At 36.5% G+C, this 19,099-nt stretch carries 13 protein-coding genes and 1 pseudogene; 5 read left to right on the plus strand and 9 right to left on the minus strand.

Features of this window, described 5'->3' with window-relative positions; all coding sequences use genetic code 11:
- Nucleotides 1-95 precede the first annotated feature (95 nt).
- The 3 genes from H4J54_RS17345 to H4J54_RS19730 all read left to right on the plus strand — a co-directional run bounded on the left by H4J54_RS17345 (nt 96) and on the right by H4J54_RS19730 (nt 3,983).
- Nucleotides 96-917 (plus strand): patatin-like phospholipase family protein, encoded by an 822-nt coding sequence (locus H4J54_RS17345; RefSeq protein WP_182192237.1) that lies wholly within the window; start codon nt 96-98, stop codon nt 915-917.
- A gap of 145 nt (nt 918-1,062) precedes the next feature.
- A complete protein-coding gene (locus H4J54_RS17350) occupies nt 1,063-1,872 on the plus strand; it encodes a PEP-CTERM/exosortase system-associated acyltransferase (RefSeq protein WP_182192238.1) in 810 nt (269 codons plus the stop codon).
- Nucleotides 1,873-1,955: 83 nt separating this feature from the next.
- Nucleotides 1,956-3,983: a ThiF family adenylyltransferase gene (locus tag H4J54_RS19730; RefSeq protein ID WP_182192239.1), complete on the plus strand. Its 2,028-nt coding sequence runs from the start codon at nt 1,956-1,958 to the stop codon at nt 3,981-3,983.
- 37 nt (nt 3,984-4,020) lie between these two features.
- Here the strand turns inward: H4J54_RS19730 and H4J54_RS17360 are convergent, their stop codons facing one another.
- From H4J54_RS17360 to H4J54_RS17370, 3 genes are all read right to left on the minus strand, one after another.
- Nucleotides 4,021-4,578 (minus strand): hypothetical protein, encoded by a 558-nt coding sequence (locus H4J54_RS17360; protein WP_182192240.1) that lies wholly within the window; start codon nt 4,576-4,578, stop codon nt 4,021-4,023.
- 91 nt (nt 4,579-4,669) lie between these two features.
- On the minus strand, nt 4,670-5,380 hold the full coding sequence (locus H4J54_RS17365; RefSeq protein WP_182192241.1) for a PEP-CTERM sorting domain-containing protein: 711 nt from the start codon (nt 5,378-5,380) through the stop codon (nt 4,670-4,672).
- Nucleotides 5,381-5,724: 344 nt separating this feature from the next.
- A complete protein-coding gene (locus H4J54_RS17370) occupies nt 5,725-6,465 on the minus strand; it encodes a PEP-CTERM sorting domain-containing protein (RefSeq protein WP_182192242.1) in 741 nt (246 codons plus the stop codon).
- Between the two features lie 639 nt (nt 6,466-7,104).
- On the opposite strand from H4J54_RS17370, the pseudogene H4J54_RS17375 reads away from it, so the two are divergent.
- Nucleotides 7,105-7,828: pseudogene (locus tag H4J54_RS17375) on the plus strand (transposase).
- Nucleotides 7,829-7,912: 84 nt separating this feature from the next.
- Here H4J54_RS17375 and prsT (H4J54_RS17380) read toward each other — a convergent pair.
- Nucleotides 7,913-10,735: an XrtA/PEP-CTERM system TPR-repeat protein PrsT gene (gene prsT, locus H4J54_RS17380; RefSeq protein WP_182192243.1), complete on the minus strand. Its 2,823-nt coding sequence runs from the start codon at nt 10,733-10,735 to the stop codon at nt 7,913-7,915.
- A gap of 205 nt (nt 10,736-10,940) precedes the next feature.
- Nucleotides 10,941-13,700, minus strand: coding sequence for an XrtA/PEP-CTERM system TPR-repeat protein PrsT (gene prsT, locus H4J54_RS17385; RefSeq protein WP_182192244.1), 2,760 nt, complete (start codon nt 13,698-13,700; stop codon nt 10,941-10,943).
- Nucleotides 13,701-14,012: 312 nt separating this feature from the next.
- On the opposite strand from prsT (H4J54_RS17385), the gene xrt reads away from it, so the two are divergent.
- On the plus strand, nt 14,013-15,434 hold the full coding sequence (xrt, locus tag H4J54_RS17390) for an exosortase (RefSeq protein ID WP_182192245.1): 1,422 nt from the start codon (nt 14,013-14,015) through the stop codon (nt 15,432-15,434).
- 280 nt (nt 15,435-15,714) lie between these two features.
- On the opposite strand, the gene H4J54_RS17395 is transcribed toward xrt, so the two are convergent.
- The 4 genes from H4J54_RS17395 to H4J54_RS17410 all read right to left on the minus strand — a co-directional run bounded on the left by H4J54_RS17395 (nt 15,715) and on the right by H4J54_RS17410 (nt 18,678).
- Entirely contained in the window at nt 15,715-16,188 is a 474-nt protein-coding gene (locus H4J54_RS17395; RefSeq protein WP_182192246.1) for a hypothetical protein, read from the minus strand.
- Nucleotides 16,189-16,542: 354 nt separating this feature from the next.
- Entirely contained in the window at nt 16,543-16,926 is a 384-nt protein-coding gene (locus H4J54_RS17400; RefSeq protein ID WP_182192247.1) for a hypothetical protein, read from the minus strand.
- Nucleotides 16,927-17,389: 463 nt separating this feature from the next.
- Nucleotides 17,390-18,415 (minus strand): endonuclease/exonuclease/phosphatase family protein, encoded by a 1,026-nt coding sequence (locus H4J54_RS17405; RefSeq protein WP_182192248.1) that lies wholly within the window; start codon nt 18,413-18,415, stop codon nt 17,390-17,392.
- A 20-nt stretch (nt 18,416-18,435) separates the two neighbouring features.
- The gene (locus tag H4J54_RS17410) at nt 18,436-18,678 is read right to left on the minus strand and encodes a glycosyltransferase (RefSeq protein WP_182192249.1); all 243 of its coding nucleotides are present in this window, start codon (nt 18,676-18,678) and stop codon (nt 18,436-18,438) included.
- Between the last annotated feature and the right edge of the window lie 421 nt (nt 18,679-19,099).

The raw sequence follows: 19,099 nt of genomic DNA on the forward strand, positions 1-19,099 counted from the left end.
CTTTAAAACTTTACCTGAACTTAGCACATTTTTTGGCTAGCGATTTTGTCATTTTTACCCATAATTAAATAATAAGATACAACGAGGAGATATATGTGGCGAATATAGTACCTATTTTAGCTGGCGGGGGAACACGCTCACCCGCTCATATCGGCGTTTTGCAAGCATTAAAAGATTTGCATATCGATTTTTCTCATCTTGTTGGCGTATCGGGCGGTAGCATAATTGCAAGCTTGTATGCTGCTGGATTATCGATAGCAGAAATTAAACATATTGCGATAACTACCGATTACAATCAATTTAAAGGTTTCTCATTAGTGTGCTTAATTCGTAATGGTGGTTTAAGTTCCGGTGACATTTTTGAACAATGGGTTGACCAACACTTAGCAGGTAAAAGGTTTATCGACCTAAATCGAAACTTACATATAGTAGCAACCGACGTCAAAACTGGCCGACCCGTTATTTTTAGCCGAGCAAGAACACCTAATATGAAAGTGTCTTTGGCCGTGCGTTTTTCTATGTCAATTCCACTGGTTTTCAGCTTTAAACCCTTTGGCAAACATTTAATGGTTGATGGCAGTATTTTATCCGAAGATGCCTTACACCGAGATTGGGCTATGGACGGCACACCCGTATTGTGTTTTCGTCTGCGCGGTGAGCATGAATATGATGAGCTCAAAACAGATGGGCTATTTCCTATCGTAAATTACGTAACCTTATTGATCAGAACCTTTATGACAACCATATCACGTGAGTATATTAATGACGCCTTTTGGCACAATACTATCATTATCAATACTGGCTTATGCTCAGCGGTTGATTTTGGCATGAGTGAAGAAAAAAAGTTTTCACTTTTTGATATGGGCTATGAAACTGCAATGAAAATTGTGCCCATTAAAATTAATCATGGCCGTTAAGTGTTTAAAATGACAATCATTAATAATTAATTTACAATTTTATTTCATAATAATTACATAAAGTGGTAAATTAATTATATGGCTATACTGAAAACAACATAATTATCATCATGCATAACCGACTAAAAGTCAGGAACTGAAAATAATGAATTGGAGCAAGAAGTTGCTAAACGTGCCCCTGGTTGGAGCCATCACCAAACGCATTGCATCAATGAAAGTTAATCATGATGCGATGGATATTGCTAAGCATTTCACCCAATTCTTAAAGCCTGAAATTGCCGATACTGATGAGTTACGCGACGAAGTGTTCCGCATTCGTCACAATGTTTATTGTGAAGAATTGGCCTATGAAAAAGTAAAAGACGGTGGCAAGGAGCAAGATGAGTTTGATGCCCACTCGATCTTCGCTATGATAAAACATAAGCCGTCAGATACCTACACAAGCTGCGTAAGAATGGTGATATCAGCTAACGAATCTGAACTACTACCGATCGAAAAATATTGCCCCAATGTCATACAAAACAAAGAACTACACCCAAGTAACTTTCCACGCCATGAAATAGGTGAAATATCTCGCCTTGCTGTAAAAGCTGATTTTAGACGACGTAAAATAGATAAATTCAAGGGCTCAGCAGTCGGTACGATTAATGAACCCAGCTACTCAGAAACTGAGTTACGTTGCTTTCCATTTATTGCTATTGGACTTTATATGATTGGGGCGTCACTAAGCATTAAAACGGACGTAAAACACGTGTATGTCATGATGGAACCAAGGCTAGCCCGCAGTCTGCGATTTGTTGGTATTAACTTTATTCAGCTTGGTGAAGCCATTGATTATCATGGCTTGCGTGCCCCTTACTATATCAACCCAACTATTTTTATGGAAAATCTAACCCCTGGATTTAAATGTTTATATAAAGAGATAGAAAGAGAAATTGGTAAAAGTTTGAAATAGTCATCTCCCGTATTAATGCTATTACTAAGATCAACAACTGATACTAGCTTAATAAACCTAAATTTTAGTATAAAAGGATCCTCATGTTTAACTATGAAGAAGCATTCTCTCGGAATATAGGTTGGGTGACTGAGAGTGAACAAGAAATATTAAAAAACAAACGAATAGCTATTGCTGGGGCTGGCGGTGTTGGTGGTGCACACTTGCTAACGTTAGCGCGTTTAGGCATCAATAATTTTCAGATATCTGATTTTGATAATTTTGAAGTACATAACTTTAACCGACAGTCTGGCGCCTTTATGTCGACTTTAGGACAACAAAAAGTTGATGTTATGGAGTATATGGCCAAAGACATCAACCCTGATGCCAACATAAAAACATTTCCTGAAGGAATATTTGCTCACAATGTAGATGAATTTTTACAAGATGTTGATCTCTACGTTGATGCCCTAGATTTTTTTGCTTTAGCAGCCCGTAAAATAGTTTTTCAAAAGTGTTATGAAAAAAACATCCCCGTAGTCACCGCAGCACCTTTAGGAATGGGCTGTGCATTTTTATGTTTCATGCCGGGTAAAATGTCTTACGAACAATACTTTCGCTTCGACGACAAAGACACTGAAAATGACCAACTAATTCAATTCCTCATCGGTTTATCTCCTGCTATGCTCCAGCGTCCTTACCTTGTTGATGAAAATCGCGTCAGTTTTATTGATAAACGCGGGCCTTCAACACCCATGGCCGTAAATTTATGTGCCGGAATTGCCGAAACTTATGCTTTAAAAATATTACTTAATAGAGGGCCAGTTTTGGCTGCCCCGTGGGGCTTGCATTTCGATGCCTATAGAAATAAATTCGCCAAAACATGGAGACCATTTGGTAATGCCGGCATATTACCCCGATTAATGTTTAATATAGCTAAAAAAATTGTCATGCGGCCAACAACAAATATAAAGATTGAGACTGAATTGAAACCGATAGAACAAATTTTTGAATACGCTAAATGGTCACCCAGTGGCGACAATATGCAACCGCTAAGAATTGAAGTCTTAGATGAGCATAGCTGCATCATTCATGGTCATGATACCCGAAAAGATGTTGTTTATGATTTAAAGGGTAACGCCAGTAAACTTGCACTGGGTTGCTTTCTAGAAAATGCAAAAATTGCCGCACAATCTCTCAATTTTGAAATATGCTGCAGTCAAATAAACAATAAAAACGGCCTTGAGCCTGACCAAGAAAACTATGACTTATTTCCTACTTTTAAATTAGCAATACAAGCGTCTAAAACGCCACTTTCAACTCACGCTCTTTTTCCTTATATAAAAACCCGTTGTGTACAGAGAAAAAGAATGGGAACAAGGCCGTTATCGACAACCGAAAAACAAAAATTAGCAGCAACACTACCTGAAGGCTATTCAGTGATTTGGAAAGAGTCCTTTGCTGAACGTTGGCAAGTGGCTAAGTTGATGTACGGTAATGCCACAACGCGATTAAGTATGGAAGAAGGCTTTAACGTGCATTCAAAAATAGTGGAATTTACTCCTATTGAGCAAGATACCAGCCCGGAAAAAAACTGTAACTCAACATTTAGTAAAGATAAACTACCGGCAAAGTCTTTAGGTATAGACCCCTTAACTATTGCCCTATCCCGTTGGTCATTAAAAAGCTGGTCACGCTTTCACTTTCTTGATAAGTATTTGGCCGGTACTGTGCTGCCTAAGCTCTTATTGGACTTTTCAACCGCAATAAAAAGCTCGGCACATTTTGTGATTATTGCTGACAAAGAGCCCTCTGGGTTAGCAAGCTATTTAGAGGCAGGAGCTGCAGTACAAAAATTTTGGCTGCAAGCCACGGCATTGCAACTTGGCTTTCAACCCGAGCAGACCCCTGTTATTTTTTCTGAGTATTTACGTACGGATGTACAATTTACTGAAAATAAAAAGGCCAGAGAAAATGCTATCAAAATGGACCATTGTTTTAAAAGCTTAATAGGCGACAGTAATGCTAGTCGTGCTATATTTGCCGGCCGCCTAGGGCGATCTACACTCCCTACGAGTAGATCAGTAAGGTTAAGCTTAGAAGAGCTTAGGTATGTAAAAGATTCACAGTAACTCGATTATAGCCCCACTCGGTGTTAACAATTATTTGTTAACACCCGTTGTTGTCTGACGCTTCAATATCAGAGCGATGCAGATAAAAATGAACCACGGCATAGCATAATATAACAAAAGTGATTGCAATGAGTAGCCACTTTAATAACGTCATCAAACCTGACATTAAGGCAAGGCTTTCGATTGCGCAGGGAAATTCAAGTAGCATTAAAATAATACAAATATTCTCAATAATATCAACTAACATGATAAAAAAAGGCAGTACTCTTACGTACTGCATTTTATGATGTTTTGCATAACTTCGCGCAATAAAAAAAGTCAGTAGTAAGCTTAAGAAAAGTGAATAAAAAAGTGGGTACACCATATCAATAGTGATGAGTCCCTTAATGTATGCCAGGCGGTTTTCCACCCCATAAGATGCGATAAGCGTATCGGCCTGCATTGGCGTGTAATAAAGGTGTAAGTCTAACGGTCGACCTACCGGCAGGATTTGAGGCAATAAGTATAGTGGAAAAATCAAATAGACTAGGAAGAACAAGCATAATATTTTTTTAGTCGTGTATATTTCTTGTCTGCGGAGAAATTCTTCTAACACCCTACCACTCCTGTGCTATAAAATCGCATAAAAAGACCTCGTTTGTACGAGGTCTTTTAATACTTCATATTATTGCTTTCATCATCGATGATTAAACTTTTTTTCTCGCACTAAATGCTAATCCGATTAAGCCTAAGCCAAAAATAGCCAATGATGTAGGCTCAGGTACAGTTGTCGCACCAAATTCTTGCAATACTAGATCGACATTTTCTAAATCTGATGTTAACAAAATTGAAACATAATCTACCGCAGCAAAATTAGCGCCTGCGCCTAGCCCAGTCGCAAAGCTACTAAAAAGTATATTAGTACGCGTCAAACTAGATATTGCACCTGAAACAGTATTTGAGATACTTGTATTCGCGCCACTGTCAGAGCCAATGGTCACTAAGATTGAAAAACCTAAATCAGACTCTAACAGGTCAAAATAAAAACCATTAAGAGCACTAAAGTCGGCGGTAGGATTTCCCGGAGCAAATATTTCTGAATATGTTAGCAACAAGGTTGATTTCAATGTGGCATCATTACTAAGCGCCATAGTGCCATTATTAAAACTGGCTGCAGATGTCCTTGCGGGAGTAGGATTACCCGAAACATAAGCTAAATCATAGACAACATCACCACCTAAGGCGTTAATATTATTTCGTTGGGTCGTTGCCGTAGTAACAGTATCATTAACTTCAATAAATACATTCGGTTGAGGAGTGTAGTCAAAATCATCCAACACTATGTCCGCATAACTGTAACTCGCCATCCCTAAGGTTAGCACCAGTGTCATTAATATTTTTTTACTTAAATTTAACATTTTCATTCTCCATAATTAAAAGTTATGCAAGTTACATCCGTTGCAAGTAAGCAAATGCATTAACCACGCCAAATATAAAAAATCAATTGAACACAACCACATAGAAAATCGGCTGCTTTTCGCACCACCCAAAATGTTAATTTATTGTAAAAAAAGCTGACAACTTGTTAGCGGGATGTAAAGAAAGCTGACAGTAATGAGCCAATTAAAATATGCCTCTATCTTGATGAATTGTCATTGCGATGAAGTAACGTAGAGAAATCTTATGGATTTTAAGGTATGAAAATATTTTTAGTAAAAAAAACCTCGTTCAACGAGGTTTTTATGGGAAATAAAATCAGTAATTATGTTTTTTTTCTTGCGCCAAACGCTAGGCCGATTAGCCCTAAAGCAAATATAGCAAGGCTAGTAGGCTCTGGAACCGTACCGAACTCAGTAATCATCATATCTGCACCGGCAGTGTTTGTCGAAAGCAACACATGAACATAGTCTACAGAGGCAAAGTCTGCCCCTGAGCCTGAGACTGCATTAAAATCACTAAAACTAAGCGTAGTACGAGTTAAGCTACTAACTGACGCTGATGTTGATGAATATGCACTTTCATCAAGACTATGGCGGGCTCCAAAGTCAAAGCCGCCAGAGCCTACAATAATACTGATATCAAACCCGACATCAGAAAATATAATATCATAATAGAATGAATTTTGGTTTCCACTAGCCGTTAAATCAAGAGGCCCGCTAGGTGTACCATTAGCATTAGCGTCAGTGTAAAATAATGATAAAGTAGATAGCATTGTGACAGCATTATTCCACGTTAAAGCGTCATCACCACCAAAGTCTATACTTGTCGAGCTTGAGTCAAGTTGCCCATCGTTATAAATCAACGTGTAAATTACGTCACCACCAAGAGCATTGATATCTACTCTCTCTGTAGTCTCTGATGTAGAACCTGAATTAACCTCAATGTTTACCACAGGGCTATAACTAAAGTCATCTAGTATGATATCAGCTTGACTCGAGCCAACTAAACCTAAAGTTAAAGTTAATAATGTGGTTATTCCTAGTTTTTTTCTTAAATTAAACATATTTACTTCCTGTTAAATTAGTTTATTACAGCTGTATTTCTTGGTTATCAAGAACCGCTGCTAACAGAGTAAATGCAAACATCAAGCCAACAATAAACTACTACGCGCCAAGGCTTTACGCTTAGGCTCAAATTCGCTATGTGAAGAGGGGTATCTAAATTACGCTGAAGTCAAAATCCTTTCCGCAGCAAGCGGCGGGGAATTAGACCCGCATATATTAAATTAAATCTATTTAACAATATCTTAATATGAATCAAGGTGATAAGAATAGTGAACATGTAAAAATAGCAGACATATGTTATGCGTAGTGGAACTAAAGCGTAGTGGAACTAAAAATTTCAGGAATAAAGATAAGGGTCAATTTCGAAACAAATTACCGATACAAACTATGAATCCAGTCAGATATTTTGGCCCACCACAATCCGTAACATATTGTTTGTTAATTATAATATGTAAAATATAAAAATTAATAGCTAATAATGCAAGCAACATTGAACTCACGATTATATTGACCGCGGTAAACATAAATACAAAATTACCACTAAAAATTACTACTAATAGTCGCCGTAATTGACCCTGTAAAAAATCTGTGTAACTGCCTATCATTAATATCCATATAGGGTTTAGGATAGGCAGACGATGAATAAGAAAGCACTCGAGGCGTTTGCTAAGCAAGCCACCAAATCAATTATGAATGAAGCTGACTTAACTGTTTTACATAAATGCTAACCAAGGTCACCGTTGAAGCAACACTCAATGCTGCATTAGACAAACACCTAGGTTACGCCTGTCATTAGCAATCCAGTAAAGATAACTACCCTAATGGTTATTCATCTAAAACTATTCTTACTGCGAACGCTGTTATTGAGCAATTTTAGAGTGGTAGGGCCTTTAGCCGCCCTTTATCGCATAGTTTATTTGAACTGTTTGGCGGTGAAATTCAGACAAGATAAACCGCTGATCAATAAAGCCGTTGACCTCGCCTTAGGCATCATATTGAAGGCCATAAATAATGACTCGCTATGTGGATATCAATAACCGCAGAGGAAGGCTTAATCGCGATAGAGAAGTTGAGCAAGGCTGGGACAGTATATCGCGCTCATGGCGCAATAACTGGCAAAAATCAGCACGCTATCACTGGCCTAGTGATATACGCAAAGCCATTTTTACCACTAATGGAATTGAATCACTGAACAGTGTTATTCGTAAGGACATAAAAAACGTAAATTATTTCTGCATAATAATCGGCTACAAAAGTAATCTATTTAGCGATTGAGCAAGCATCAAATAAATGACCAATGCCAATAAAAAATTGGAAACGGCCTTGAATCGATTTAAGGTTGAATTCGAAGACCGTTTTTAAAACGTTATTTAACCTAGCCATTACACAAAATACGTTACAGAGTACTTAAATACCCAATTACCACTGATAGCAGCCAATGATGAGCTAATCAATTTCTCTTAGTAGTTTATTAATTTTTTCACGCTCATCAGGCTGTTGAGTTTTAATCAATGTTAGGAAGGATTTGGCCAATTCACTTTGACTGTCTGCAATTAACGCCTCCGCCTTATGAATAATTATTTGAACTTTAGGGGCGCTATTTGACGATAGCGCTAAATCGTATTGTTCAATTGCCTGCTTTATTTGTCCATTAGCGATTAGGACTTGTGCATAGGTGTCAATAAAATCAGCGTTTGTGGGGTTAACTGTTAATGCCTTTTTAGCATAATGTAATGCCTCCGTGGTATTATTTTGTTGCAACTCCAAGTTTGCTAAATTGTTTAACGCGACACTATTATTCTTTTCAATTAGGAGTACCGCTTTATATGTAGCAATCGCTGTTTCTGGCTTTTGTGCAATAATATAGGCGGCTGCCAACATCATTTTCGCCCTAATCGCCAGCGGTTCTGATGAGACATGCGCTTCTAATATTTCCACCGCTTGTGCTTTATCACCTTTCAAGCTAGCTGATTTTGCCCAATACATAGCGTTCTTTTCACTTGGTTGCTTATTATAAGCGGCATTATAATAATTGCTGGAAGCTTCAAAATCTTTTTTCCGATAAGCCAAATGACCGAATGTTTTATCTACAAACCAATGATCCGCGATATTTTCATTCGCTTTAATTTCATCTAAATCTTGAGCATTTGGTTCTTCACCTAGTAGAGATTGATAATAAACTTTCAGCAAGACTAACCCTGTTTTGTCTTTATGAGAAGTAATTGACTCTTTTGCTAGCGCAAGGGCTTTATCAAGTTCTCCCATTTGTTCATACAGTGAAAATAATTTATGTATTACCTGCAAATCTTCAGCTTCATTTTGGTTATATGTTTGGTATGCTCGTTCCGCATTGCGCCAGTCTTTTATTTGTCTGTAGCTATCACCTAAAGCAAGTTCAATTCCAACAATAGGATCTGTGCTTTGTTCAATCTCTTTAAATAATTCGATTGCTTCTTCAGGAGTATTATTTTGATTATGTATCAACGCCAAACCAAATTTCAGGTAATTATTTGATGGCTTCTCTTCCAGTGCAGTGTGATAAAATTGAATCGCTCTACTTGATAAGTTCATCTTAGTGGTCATTGAAGACGCAATTAAGCGGGTGAAGTAGATCATTGCCCTATGATGCTGAGGTTGAAGTTTTATCGTCTTAGTATAATAGTTGAACGCTTCACTACTCATGTCATTTTTATGTGAGTGTATTGCCAACCTAAACAATGCAGCCGTATTGTTTTCATCAATTTCTATGACTTTATATAAAAGTTTTTCGGCCTCTTCCAAATTCCCTTGTTGCTCAAATACTAAACTTTCGAGTAAATAGCCTTGCACCTTTTTAGATTCAATACTCTGCCACTTTTTAGCAAATACAAGCGCTTCTGTAAACTGACTATTCTTTAAATACCCCATGACAAGACTTTGTTCGGCAAATTCTAAATTGGGGTCTAATTTCAAAGCTTTTTCTAAGTTTTCTATGCCTTTTTCTGTTTTATTAAGGAAAAGTTGTGTAAGGCCTTGTTTAGCAACCTCGTCAGGATTTTTGCTATCTAAATCAAGAGAATATTGCAATAGCTCTTCAGCGACTTCTATTTTACCTGACGTCAACAATTCATTACTAGCCATAGTGAGCAAAGCTGGATCGGCTGTATTTAGCTCCACCATGGCTCGTAAGTCTGCTATCGCATCAACTTCATAGCCCAGCTGAAGCTGTATCTCAATAATCAGTTGTCTTACAATATGCTGAGCAGGTAACATTGCTTTCACACTATTTAAATAATTATAGGCTTGTTCTAAATCCCCTAACTTATAACTGCTAACACCCGCAATAATTTTAGATATATGAAAGCCTTCCCCTTCCATAAGTGACTTTAGGGCGTACTCTTGAGCGGCTTGATAGTTTGCCCTGGAAAACTCTATTTCAGCTTTAAATTGATTAGCTAAAGGGTGGCTAGCCGACACTTTTAAGAGTCGATCTACTTCTAATTCGGCAGCATCAAAATTTTGTGCGTAAATGTAGTTTTGAGCGATAAAAAAACGTACTTGAATATCTTTAGGTCTAAGCACTGCATATTGTGAAAATGTTTGAGCTGCTAATTCAAATTGTTCGGTTGCTTGTAATAAATAACCTTTTAACATAATCGCATCGGCCATATTAGGAGCCGTAGCTAGAAGTGTTTCAACAGTATTAAGTCCTTCTTGAAAATCATTCTCACTATGAGATATATAGGCTCGGCCTATTTGTCCATACATTGAACTATCACTGATCGCTAATGCACTTTCTACATAAAACTTAGCTTGAATATCTTTACCTTCATTAATAGAAGCAATGCCTGCATAAGTTAGAATCACAATAATATCATCGTCTTCGTATACACTAGAATTATCAGCTACTTGATAAATGTAATCATATTTACCCAGTTTATATTTTACTTGCACTAATTTTGACACTAACTCTTGTTTATTAGGGCTAAGCGCTAATGCGCGTTCAAGCTCTTTTTCAGCGCCGACATAATTACCTTGTTCAAGATAAGAAACCCCCAATAGGTATCGAGTTTGAGGATGATTACTGTCTAGATTAATCGCATTTTTCAACACTATTATTGCACTGGTATAATCCCTTTTTTCAGCATAGCTTTGCGCTTCTGCCATGTACTCTGCAACCGTTTTAGGATCTGAGCAGGACATAACATTTATTATTAATAAATATACGAATATGAGTTTTAAACTTATACGAGGCATTAGGGGAAACTCCATTTTTTGTAATATCTTCATATGTGGTTATCATATTAGCAAAGCACTTGTTGTCCAAAGCCTAATGACATTCACTTAGTTAAGCATATTTTTAGCAGTATGATAGGCATCATTTGAAATTTTATTTACTTGCTACTTTTGGAAAGCAAAAAATAACAAGTAAATTTTATAGACAAAACAAGTTGGCACTTTTTATTTATTAAAAAAACATATATAAAACAAAACCTTACTGCTTTTTCGCCTGTATCATAAGCGACGATTTTCGCTGACTAAGTTCATTGTTATTAGTTGTTGATTGTTGTAATAGTGCTATCGCCTCTTTATTTAGGTTATTAGCAATTAATACCTCTGCATAATTAAGCGTGATACTCATATCCTGCCCATTGCTTATTTTATATGCTTTTGATAACGCTTTCCGTGCGGCTAATTCCCCCCCGACTTTAAGTAGAACCATTCCTCTTGTATCGATAACATTTGGATTTTCAGGGGCAAGTTCAATCGCTTTTTTGGAATGTAATTGCGCTTTTTCTAATGCGCCTTTATCCAAGTATAGCCATGAAAGGTTATTTAGAACAATGACATTACTAGGTTCATTAATAATAATTTTTTCGTAAGCTAAAATAGCTTTGTCAGACTCTGTCGCTAAATAACTATCAGCCAACATCATTCGTACACGATCGTCTTGCTCATTTTTCGTCAAATACTCCTGCAGAACCTTTTGCGCTTGTATTGCTTGATTATCACCTTTATACGACAGCGAAAGTAATATTGCATTTTTTCGTGATGGATAAGCTTGATAAAAAAGCGTTAACTTTTCAACAGCCTTAGTAAAGTCTTTTTCAAGAAAAGCGATACGCCCTTCTAGCCCAGCTTTAAACTCAGCTTTAATACTCTGGAATTGTTGATCTTGATAAAGTTTTTTGGCTTCATAAAGCTTATTAGTGTCCAGTAACAATTGAACTTTTACCATTTTAATGACTAAACTTTCTTTATGATGAGCAGACAAAGCTTTATCGAGATACTGTAATGCTTTACCTACTTGTCTTTGCTTAACATAATAATCAGAAACCATTAATATTGGCTCTATATGATAAGGGTTAGCCTTTAGCCATTCTTTAATGGTGGTAATAAATCTCAGCTCATTCTGTTGCTTTTTATAAATCGATATACGCTGTAACCATAATTTTTTAGAGGTTTTAACATTGGTTTCCATCGCATTTGAAATAACTAACGCTTGTGTCAAATCATCTGAATTAATGAGCGCGTCAATATATAACAAACTTAAGGCAATATTATCGCTACTTTTTTGATAAGCCTGTTCAATTTTAGCTAAAGCTTGCTCATCAGGTTTGGATGCATAGTAAGAGCGTAAAGCCTTAGCATTGTCTGGATATTGCTCAACCGCACGTTGGGCAAATTTTTCAGCTTCTTTTTTATTACCCTCAGTAAAATTAAGCTTAGCTAACTCGGTAAGCGCAAATAGATTATTGGCTTCTTTTAGTAAACTTGTTTGTAATGCTTGGGTAGCTAACTCATTGTTTTGTTGTGCTATATAAATAGACGCAAGCATATTATAACTGCCCGCTATGTCAGGCTGTTTTTCTTGCCATTGCTTAGTCACTTTAAGCGCTTTATCATAATCACCTGTTTGTAATGCCGCATAAGCAATCGCAAGTTCTGCACCTTCAAAATCTGGGTTGGCTTCGAACGCTAATTCTAAATCTTCAACCCCTGAAGGGTCATTAGTCATTAATTTTAATATACCACTACGAACACTTTGCTCTGCACTCGACTCGATTGCACTCTCATTGGCTTGTTTTGCTAGGACCTTAGCTTCATCAACGGCACCTAGTTCAGCAAGCTGAAAGCTCAAGCTAGATAAAAAACGTACTTCTTCAGAAGTAGTAGCGTTAAAGCCAATCAGTGTTTCATTTATATCATCAATTAACCCCAACTGAAGCTGGCTTATCGCCAACATTTTCCTTGAATAATGGTTAGCTGGCACTTGTTTTACAATAGCCTTTAAATGATGATAAGCGACTTCATAATTATTTAAATTGAATGCACTCGTGCCAGCAATTAATTTTAACACCGGCAAATTATAGTTTTGATTAAGCGCAGTTTCGGCATGTGACTTGGCAAGTGTAAAGTCCTTTTTTTCGAACATAACCACGGCTTTTACATAATTTGCTAGAGGTTGCTCTCTGATAGATGCAAGTATCTCATCGGCATATTTTTCAGCTTCATCATATTTATTATCGCGTAATAATGAATTAGCAATAAATAATTTCGTTACGCCCACTTGTGGCTGAAATTTTTCATATTGCTTGAAATTTTCTGTCGCAATGTCAAATTTATTTAAAGCAAAAGAAATATGACCTTTTAGCAAAAAGGCATCAATATTTTTAGGGTCTGCTAGTAAAGCTTTTGATACTAAAGAAAGTGCCTCTTCATTATTATTTTCGGCAAAATTAACATAAGCATTTGCTAACAAGGTATAGGAGTTGGACTCAGACAATGTCTTTATTTGCAGGGTGATTTCCTGAGCTAATTCAAGTTTTTTGCTAAGAATTGCACCCATGCTTTTAAAGGCTAAATATTTAATTTTACTATCGATAACTAAGTATTTACCATCTTCAGCCAGGCTTGAGATATCTTCATAGCTTTCAGCTAAAAAATAAGCTCTAGCTAATAAAGGCACCACTTTATTAGCGTCGTAGCTTAATGAATACGCTCGCTCTAACTCTTTAACAGCAACTAAACTATTACCTTGAGATAAATATAACTGACCAAGTAAAAAGCGTGCTTCCGCGTTTTCCCCATCAACTTTTAAAGCATTTTTTAGTTCTATTTCACTTGTACTTAGTTCGTTTTTTTCTAGCGCAAACTTCGCCTTGACAACATGCTCTTGTGAAGTTGTATTTTCACTGCAAGCAGATATAAAAACCGCGAGCCCTAAATAGGTTACTAATTGATTGAATTTCAAAATATTCACTCCTATATTTTATTATTATTATTATTATTAATATGCTCTTTTCAATAAATTAAAGTAGCATTAAATTTTTCATCAACGTTAACCTTGATACCTAGATATTTATTACAGATAATGACTTCTTGTCTGTAATAAATATAACCGCTGATAACGCTTTAAATAAAGACAAACCATTGAAATATTGTTAGCTTAATTGCAACAACAACAATAACTCCATTGAATAAATTTATTATTGTAATTAACAGTAGTGTTAATGTTAGATAAGCTTTTCATTTATTCACCCAATAATATTATAGATAAAGTAACATGATAAAATTAAATAAACACATTGAAATCGTAAGCATTTTCTTTAAAACACCGTTTTTAGGTATCTTGCTCATTTTTTTCACCGTTGCATTATTAAACATACCTATTTTAGTCACTTTATGGCGACATAGTTTTGATGATGGCACGTACTCTCATGCTTACTTAATACCCATTATTTCACTGTATTTGTTTTATATATTGCAAAAAGCAGGCAAATTGACTTTTCGAGAGAAACTCTCGATTCCTGCAACGGTAATATTTATTTTTTCTTGTTTAGCATTATTTATAATGAGCAATGCCCAAATAAGTTTAGGTTACTGGTGCTCTCTACTAGCCGTTTTAGTCACTAGTATTAATATGCTTTACAAATTGAACAGGTATATAGTTTTCCCTAGCATATTTCTAATTTTCATCATGCCACTTTGGGGCATGATGACCAATATACTTCAAGAAATATCGGTCAGCGTAGTGACCTACTTTATGAGTTTTACCAGTGTGCCGACTTATGTTGAAGGTAACTTGGTCACTATTCCTGCAGGTGTTTTTGAAATAGCCGATGGTTGTAGTGGTTTAAGGTACATGATCGTTTCATTAGCGATCAGTTCACTATTTAGCTTTCTATATATTAATAATCTCAAAAAGGCGTTAGGATTTTTTGCCCTCGCTATTTTTGGGGCACTACTCACTAACTGGATAAGAATTACAGCTTTAATATTAATTGGTGAGTATACCAATATGGAAAGTAGTTTGATGACAGATCATAATACTTTTGGCTGGTATTTGTTTATTCCATTTATGTTCATTTTGTTTTGGTGGGGTAATAAAAATTCTGATATTGATTTAACTGCCACACAATCAGATTACATTCCAGAATCAACTAAACATCTAAATACATCACAAGTTAAAAGCCGTACTAGTACTAATAAGTCTGCTTTAGCGGTTTTATTAGTAATATTGGCTGTGTCATCAACCACTTTCAGCACAATGTTGATACCTGCTCCAACCGCTAGTAATTTAACCAGCGATGCTGTATTTGAACTGAAACCAAAAATTCATTTTTATACTTTGGTTACTAACAGCTTAGCTTCAAAAGACAAGGCTATTGAGCTTACGTATTTTTTTAGTGGTAAAGAATTAGACGGTAAGCCAAGTTATTACGAGAATGATTTAATCCCTAGTGGTTGGCAATCTATTGAGCAAAAGGTTCGCAAAAATCAGAAAATATATACTGTATTTAAGGCAGGTAAAACTGCAGTAATTGTTACCAGTTATGAAATTAACCAGCAGCAATTTTCGTCACTTAGCGCGTTTAAAATGGCCCGATTAACCATGGCGGCCAAGAACATTAATCAGACAAAACTACATTGGAAATTTATCCCCTGCCAGCAACGCTATTGTAAAGCTGAGTTACAAAACCTCTAAGGTATATCATCAAATAAAACACTGCCTTCATAATAATTAATATGGAGTTTGCCAAACATAAAGTATTCGGGATACGCATTGCCACTGGGCCATGCTGTAAAACTTTTACCTGAAAAGACTTGTTGGCTATTATCAATACAATCAGTCGCTAGTTCCCCTAGCGTTTGGTGGTAATGATAAATACAGTGTTTACGCTAATCTATTCTATCGGTATATATAGTTTGCCCAGCATTTAGTTTGCCCAGCATTTTTAAATCGGCCTTCAATAACTATTTCATTATCAATAATCATTGAGCAACAAACTCTTTAACCAAGGTAAATCACTGGTCGTTGAATACATCCAACCAAAACGTCGCGGTGGTTTAAGTACCCAGTATTCTTTCTCACGTTTGCTATTCTGTGCTTTTTTTAATCTAGTATAACTTCCCGCACATTGCTCTAATAAAGCATTAAATAACATTTTCACCAAAAAGTTATCTTGATTGGTTTTTTGCTTAATATAGGCTGACTTACCCAATAAAGCGGCAACATCACAAGCATGCTGCGGATCTGTCCATTGATTCAACTCTTCCTGTTTAGGGTTTTCTATAGATACTATGTATTTAGCAATAACAATATTCTTTACCCTAGCATCACCATAGTGAATGCCATAATTCAAAATAAAGTCGCCAAAGGCATCAATTAAAGACGCGGCTCGCACATCACCCGTTAGTTGATAAAAGCGCCATAACGCATCACCGAGTAAAGCCATCATCCAAGGCGAATAAGCTGGCGTGTCATCCCCCAGCCTTCATGTGATTTAAAGCTATGCTGAGGACAACCTATTAATGGCCAATCATTGCTCGGGTTAAACGTCATTGCCACCGTTGCATCAATAATGTCATTGATACGCCCTAGCGCCGTGTCATCATTAGTAAGCTCCCATTAAGAAACCGCCACATTTAACGCCGCAGCTTGATTACGCTCAGTCCAAAAACCACGCCGTAAACTATAGCTTTCATCCCAATCTAGCGAACGTCAATAAATGTGCTTGAGCGTTCTTTTGGCTTCAACGTCACCAGTGAGTAAATAACGATACAGTAACCCTTTTGGCATTAAGTATTTAGGGTCAAAGTTTTTTCAGCACAAACAAGCGACTTTCATCAATATTGCTAATATAAAAGTCAGCGAGTTCGTTAGCTTTTATTAACCATTCTGTTTCCCCTGACATTAAATATAGTTGATAAATAGCTTGAGGGCGGTCATACAGCCATTGACTTACTTTGCGAGCGGGGTAACCTTTTTTGGTTAGCAAAGCTTGATTGGTCAAATAATGGGCATATTTTTTTTGTGGCTCAATATACCAACTGCTATTTGTGTGTTCTTGCTTTGGGTGTAACAACACACTTCGAGCCAACCAATTCAACGACGGATATACAAGACTAAACTCATCATTAATATCACCATTGACTGCCATACGGCTATCGTGATTAACCGTCAAAAGGTGAATCATATTAGTTTTGGGGGCCTTAGTGCTTTCAACACTTTTTTAGTATTGCTCCAGAACAAATTTAAATGCCCAGATAATGGCAGGTTATGGTCAATTTCTAATCTAAGTAGACGGACATATTTGTCTTCGGATGATGAAGGCTAGTTATTTAAAATTGAAACGTCAGCATTAAGGTCAATATTGTTAAGGGTAAGATGAATAATCGAACTATTAGCAATAGTATGATTGGGGACGGGTAAGATAAGCGTTGGAGAGCTAATTGTAATAGTTGGCTCTAGCGCAAATACCGGCGAAATGGCGTTGCTACAGCAGGAAGCGAAAAACAGCGTATATACAATTTTTTTCAAGAAGTTTTGCATAAATACCTTTTCAAATAAACGCATCAAACAATCAGGTCAAAGAGAGAATAGTCATTGTGCCATTTTTTTATTTGCATACTTTCTGGAATTGCCTGATCGACCCATAGTTAATCATATTTATTTATCATGCTAAACGTTGCCATTACGGGCTTATGATCGCCTGATGTAGTATTGATAACCTTTACTGCCAGCAATTCAAAGTCATCCGAATATAAAATATGATCTATCCTGACACCATGCCATGAGGTGAATTTAGTATAATTTACGCCCATTCCTCTAACATCAATAGCATTATTTAAAGCAGAAAAATTTTGTCGATATATATTTTCGTCCGCGGGCATATTAAAATCGCCTGTAATTAAGGTGTGCGTTTTATTACTGGCCCATAAACCCACTAAGCTGGCTTCAAACTGCCTATTGCTATCTACTTCTTTTGCGTAATCAAAATTAGGATAGCCATATATAGCGCCCATCAATACTGAACGCGGTGTTTCAAAATGAATGTTTGCCAACAAAACGTCGCCATTAGGGGTGTTGATACGATAAAAAATGGCAAACTTGCCCCAACCTCCTACGAGCTTTCGGTTTAGCGAATTTTCCTGCTCAAAGGGGTACTTACTGGCAATGCATAACCCAGAGTGACATTCTGTGAAATAATCTATATCAAAGAGTTTGGAAATATTTATTTTCCTCGCTTCTTGCAACAATAAAATGTCTGGAACAGCGTGTTCAATATGTATTTTAAGTTCTGCATTAAGCCCTCCGCCCCCAATATTAGCGGTAAATACTTTTAATTCAGTGCGCTCATTGTCATTTAACCCAAGACTAGTCCAAAACTGAGGTAATTGAAAATCAAGATAATTTAAAGATAAAACTAACAAAAAAGGCACAATAGCTAACTGTCGTTTTGAAAGACACTTCCAACCAAACGGAATGACCATAACAAGTACAATTAACCACCAACGGGGTCCAAATAACAACAAGTATTTCGGTATAACTAACAGCTCAAAAGAAGGCCACCAAGGTAGTAATGTCACCAGAATACAAGCACAACAGCAACCAATAAAATACCAAGAAAATAGGTAAGAGACGAAACGTTTATAGTTAGCCCAAGCACTGAGTTTACTTTCCACTGTATTATTAACCTTACTTGTTAGCGCTGATAAAGCTGAGCATATTTTTTCGCCGCTGTTTTAATAGAAAAATTCTCACTAATATAGTTAAAAGCCGAATCACCAAAGTCAGTTATTAGCGGTTTATTATCCATAATATGCAAAAGTCTGCTCGCAAGTTTTTTATCATCAGCAAACTCAAATAACCAACCCGTTTGGTTATCAACAACCAGTTTAGGATTACCGCTAATATTAGTAGCAATAACAGGAATATGATTAACCATAGCTTCATAATCACCATAGACAAGCCTTCAGTTTCAGAGGTAACCACTAACACATCAAAATTTGAATATATCTGCTCTCGGTCGCTCACCATACCATGAAAACTTACCTCTACCTCAGCTAAGTAATTATCTTTAAAAGATTGCAACTCAGCTCAACATTCTCCATGACCAAAAAAGTGCAACTCAATATTTTCTTCTAATTTTTTTCTTCACAATTGCACTGTTTTAATAATGCCAATTGATTTTTTAAAGGTATCATTCGCACGACAGAGCCCAATCGTAGTTGATGAAAGTTATCGGCCCCTTCTTGTGAAACAAAGATAATAGCGTCCACATAACCGCTAGCTTCGCGGTGTAATTTCATCTATTTTGACGAGGTTAATCGCGCGGCACCATAATGAGTATAAATAATTTTTTTATT

This window comes from Colwellia sp. MB3u-8 (assembly GCF_014076985.1).
GTDB lineage: Bacteria > Pseudomonadota > Gammaproteobacteria > Enterobacterales > Alteromonadaceae > Cognaticolwellia.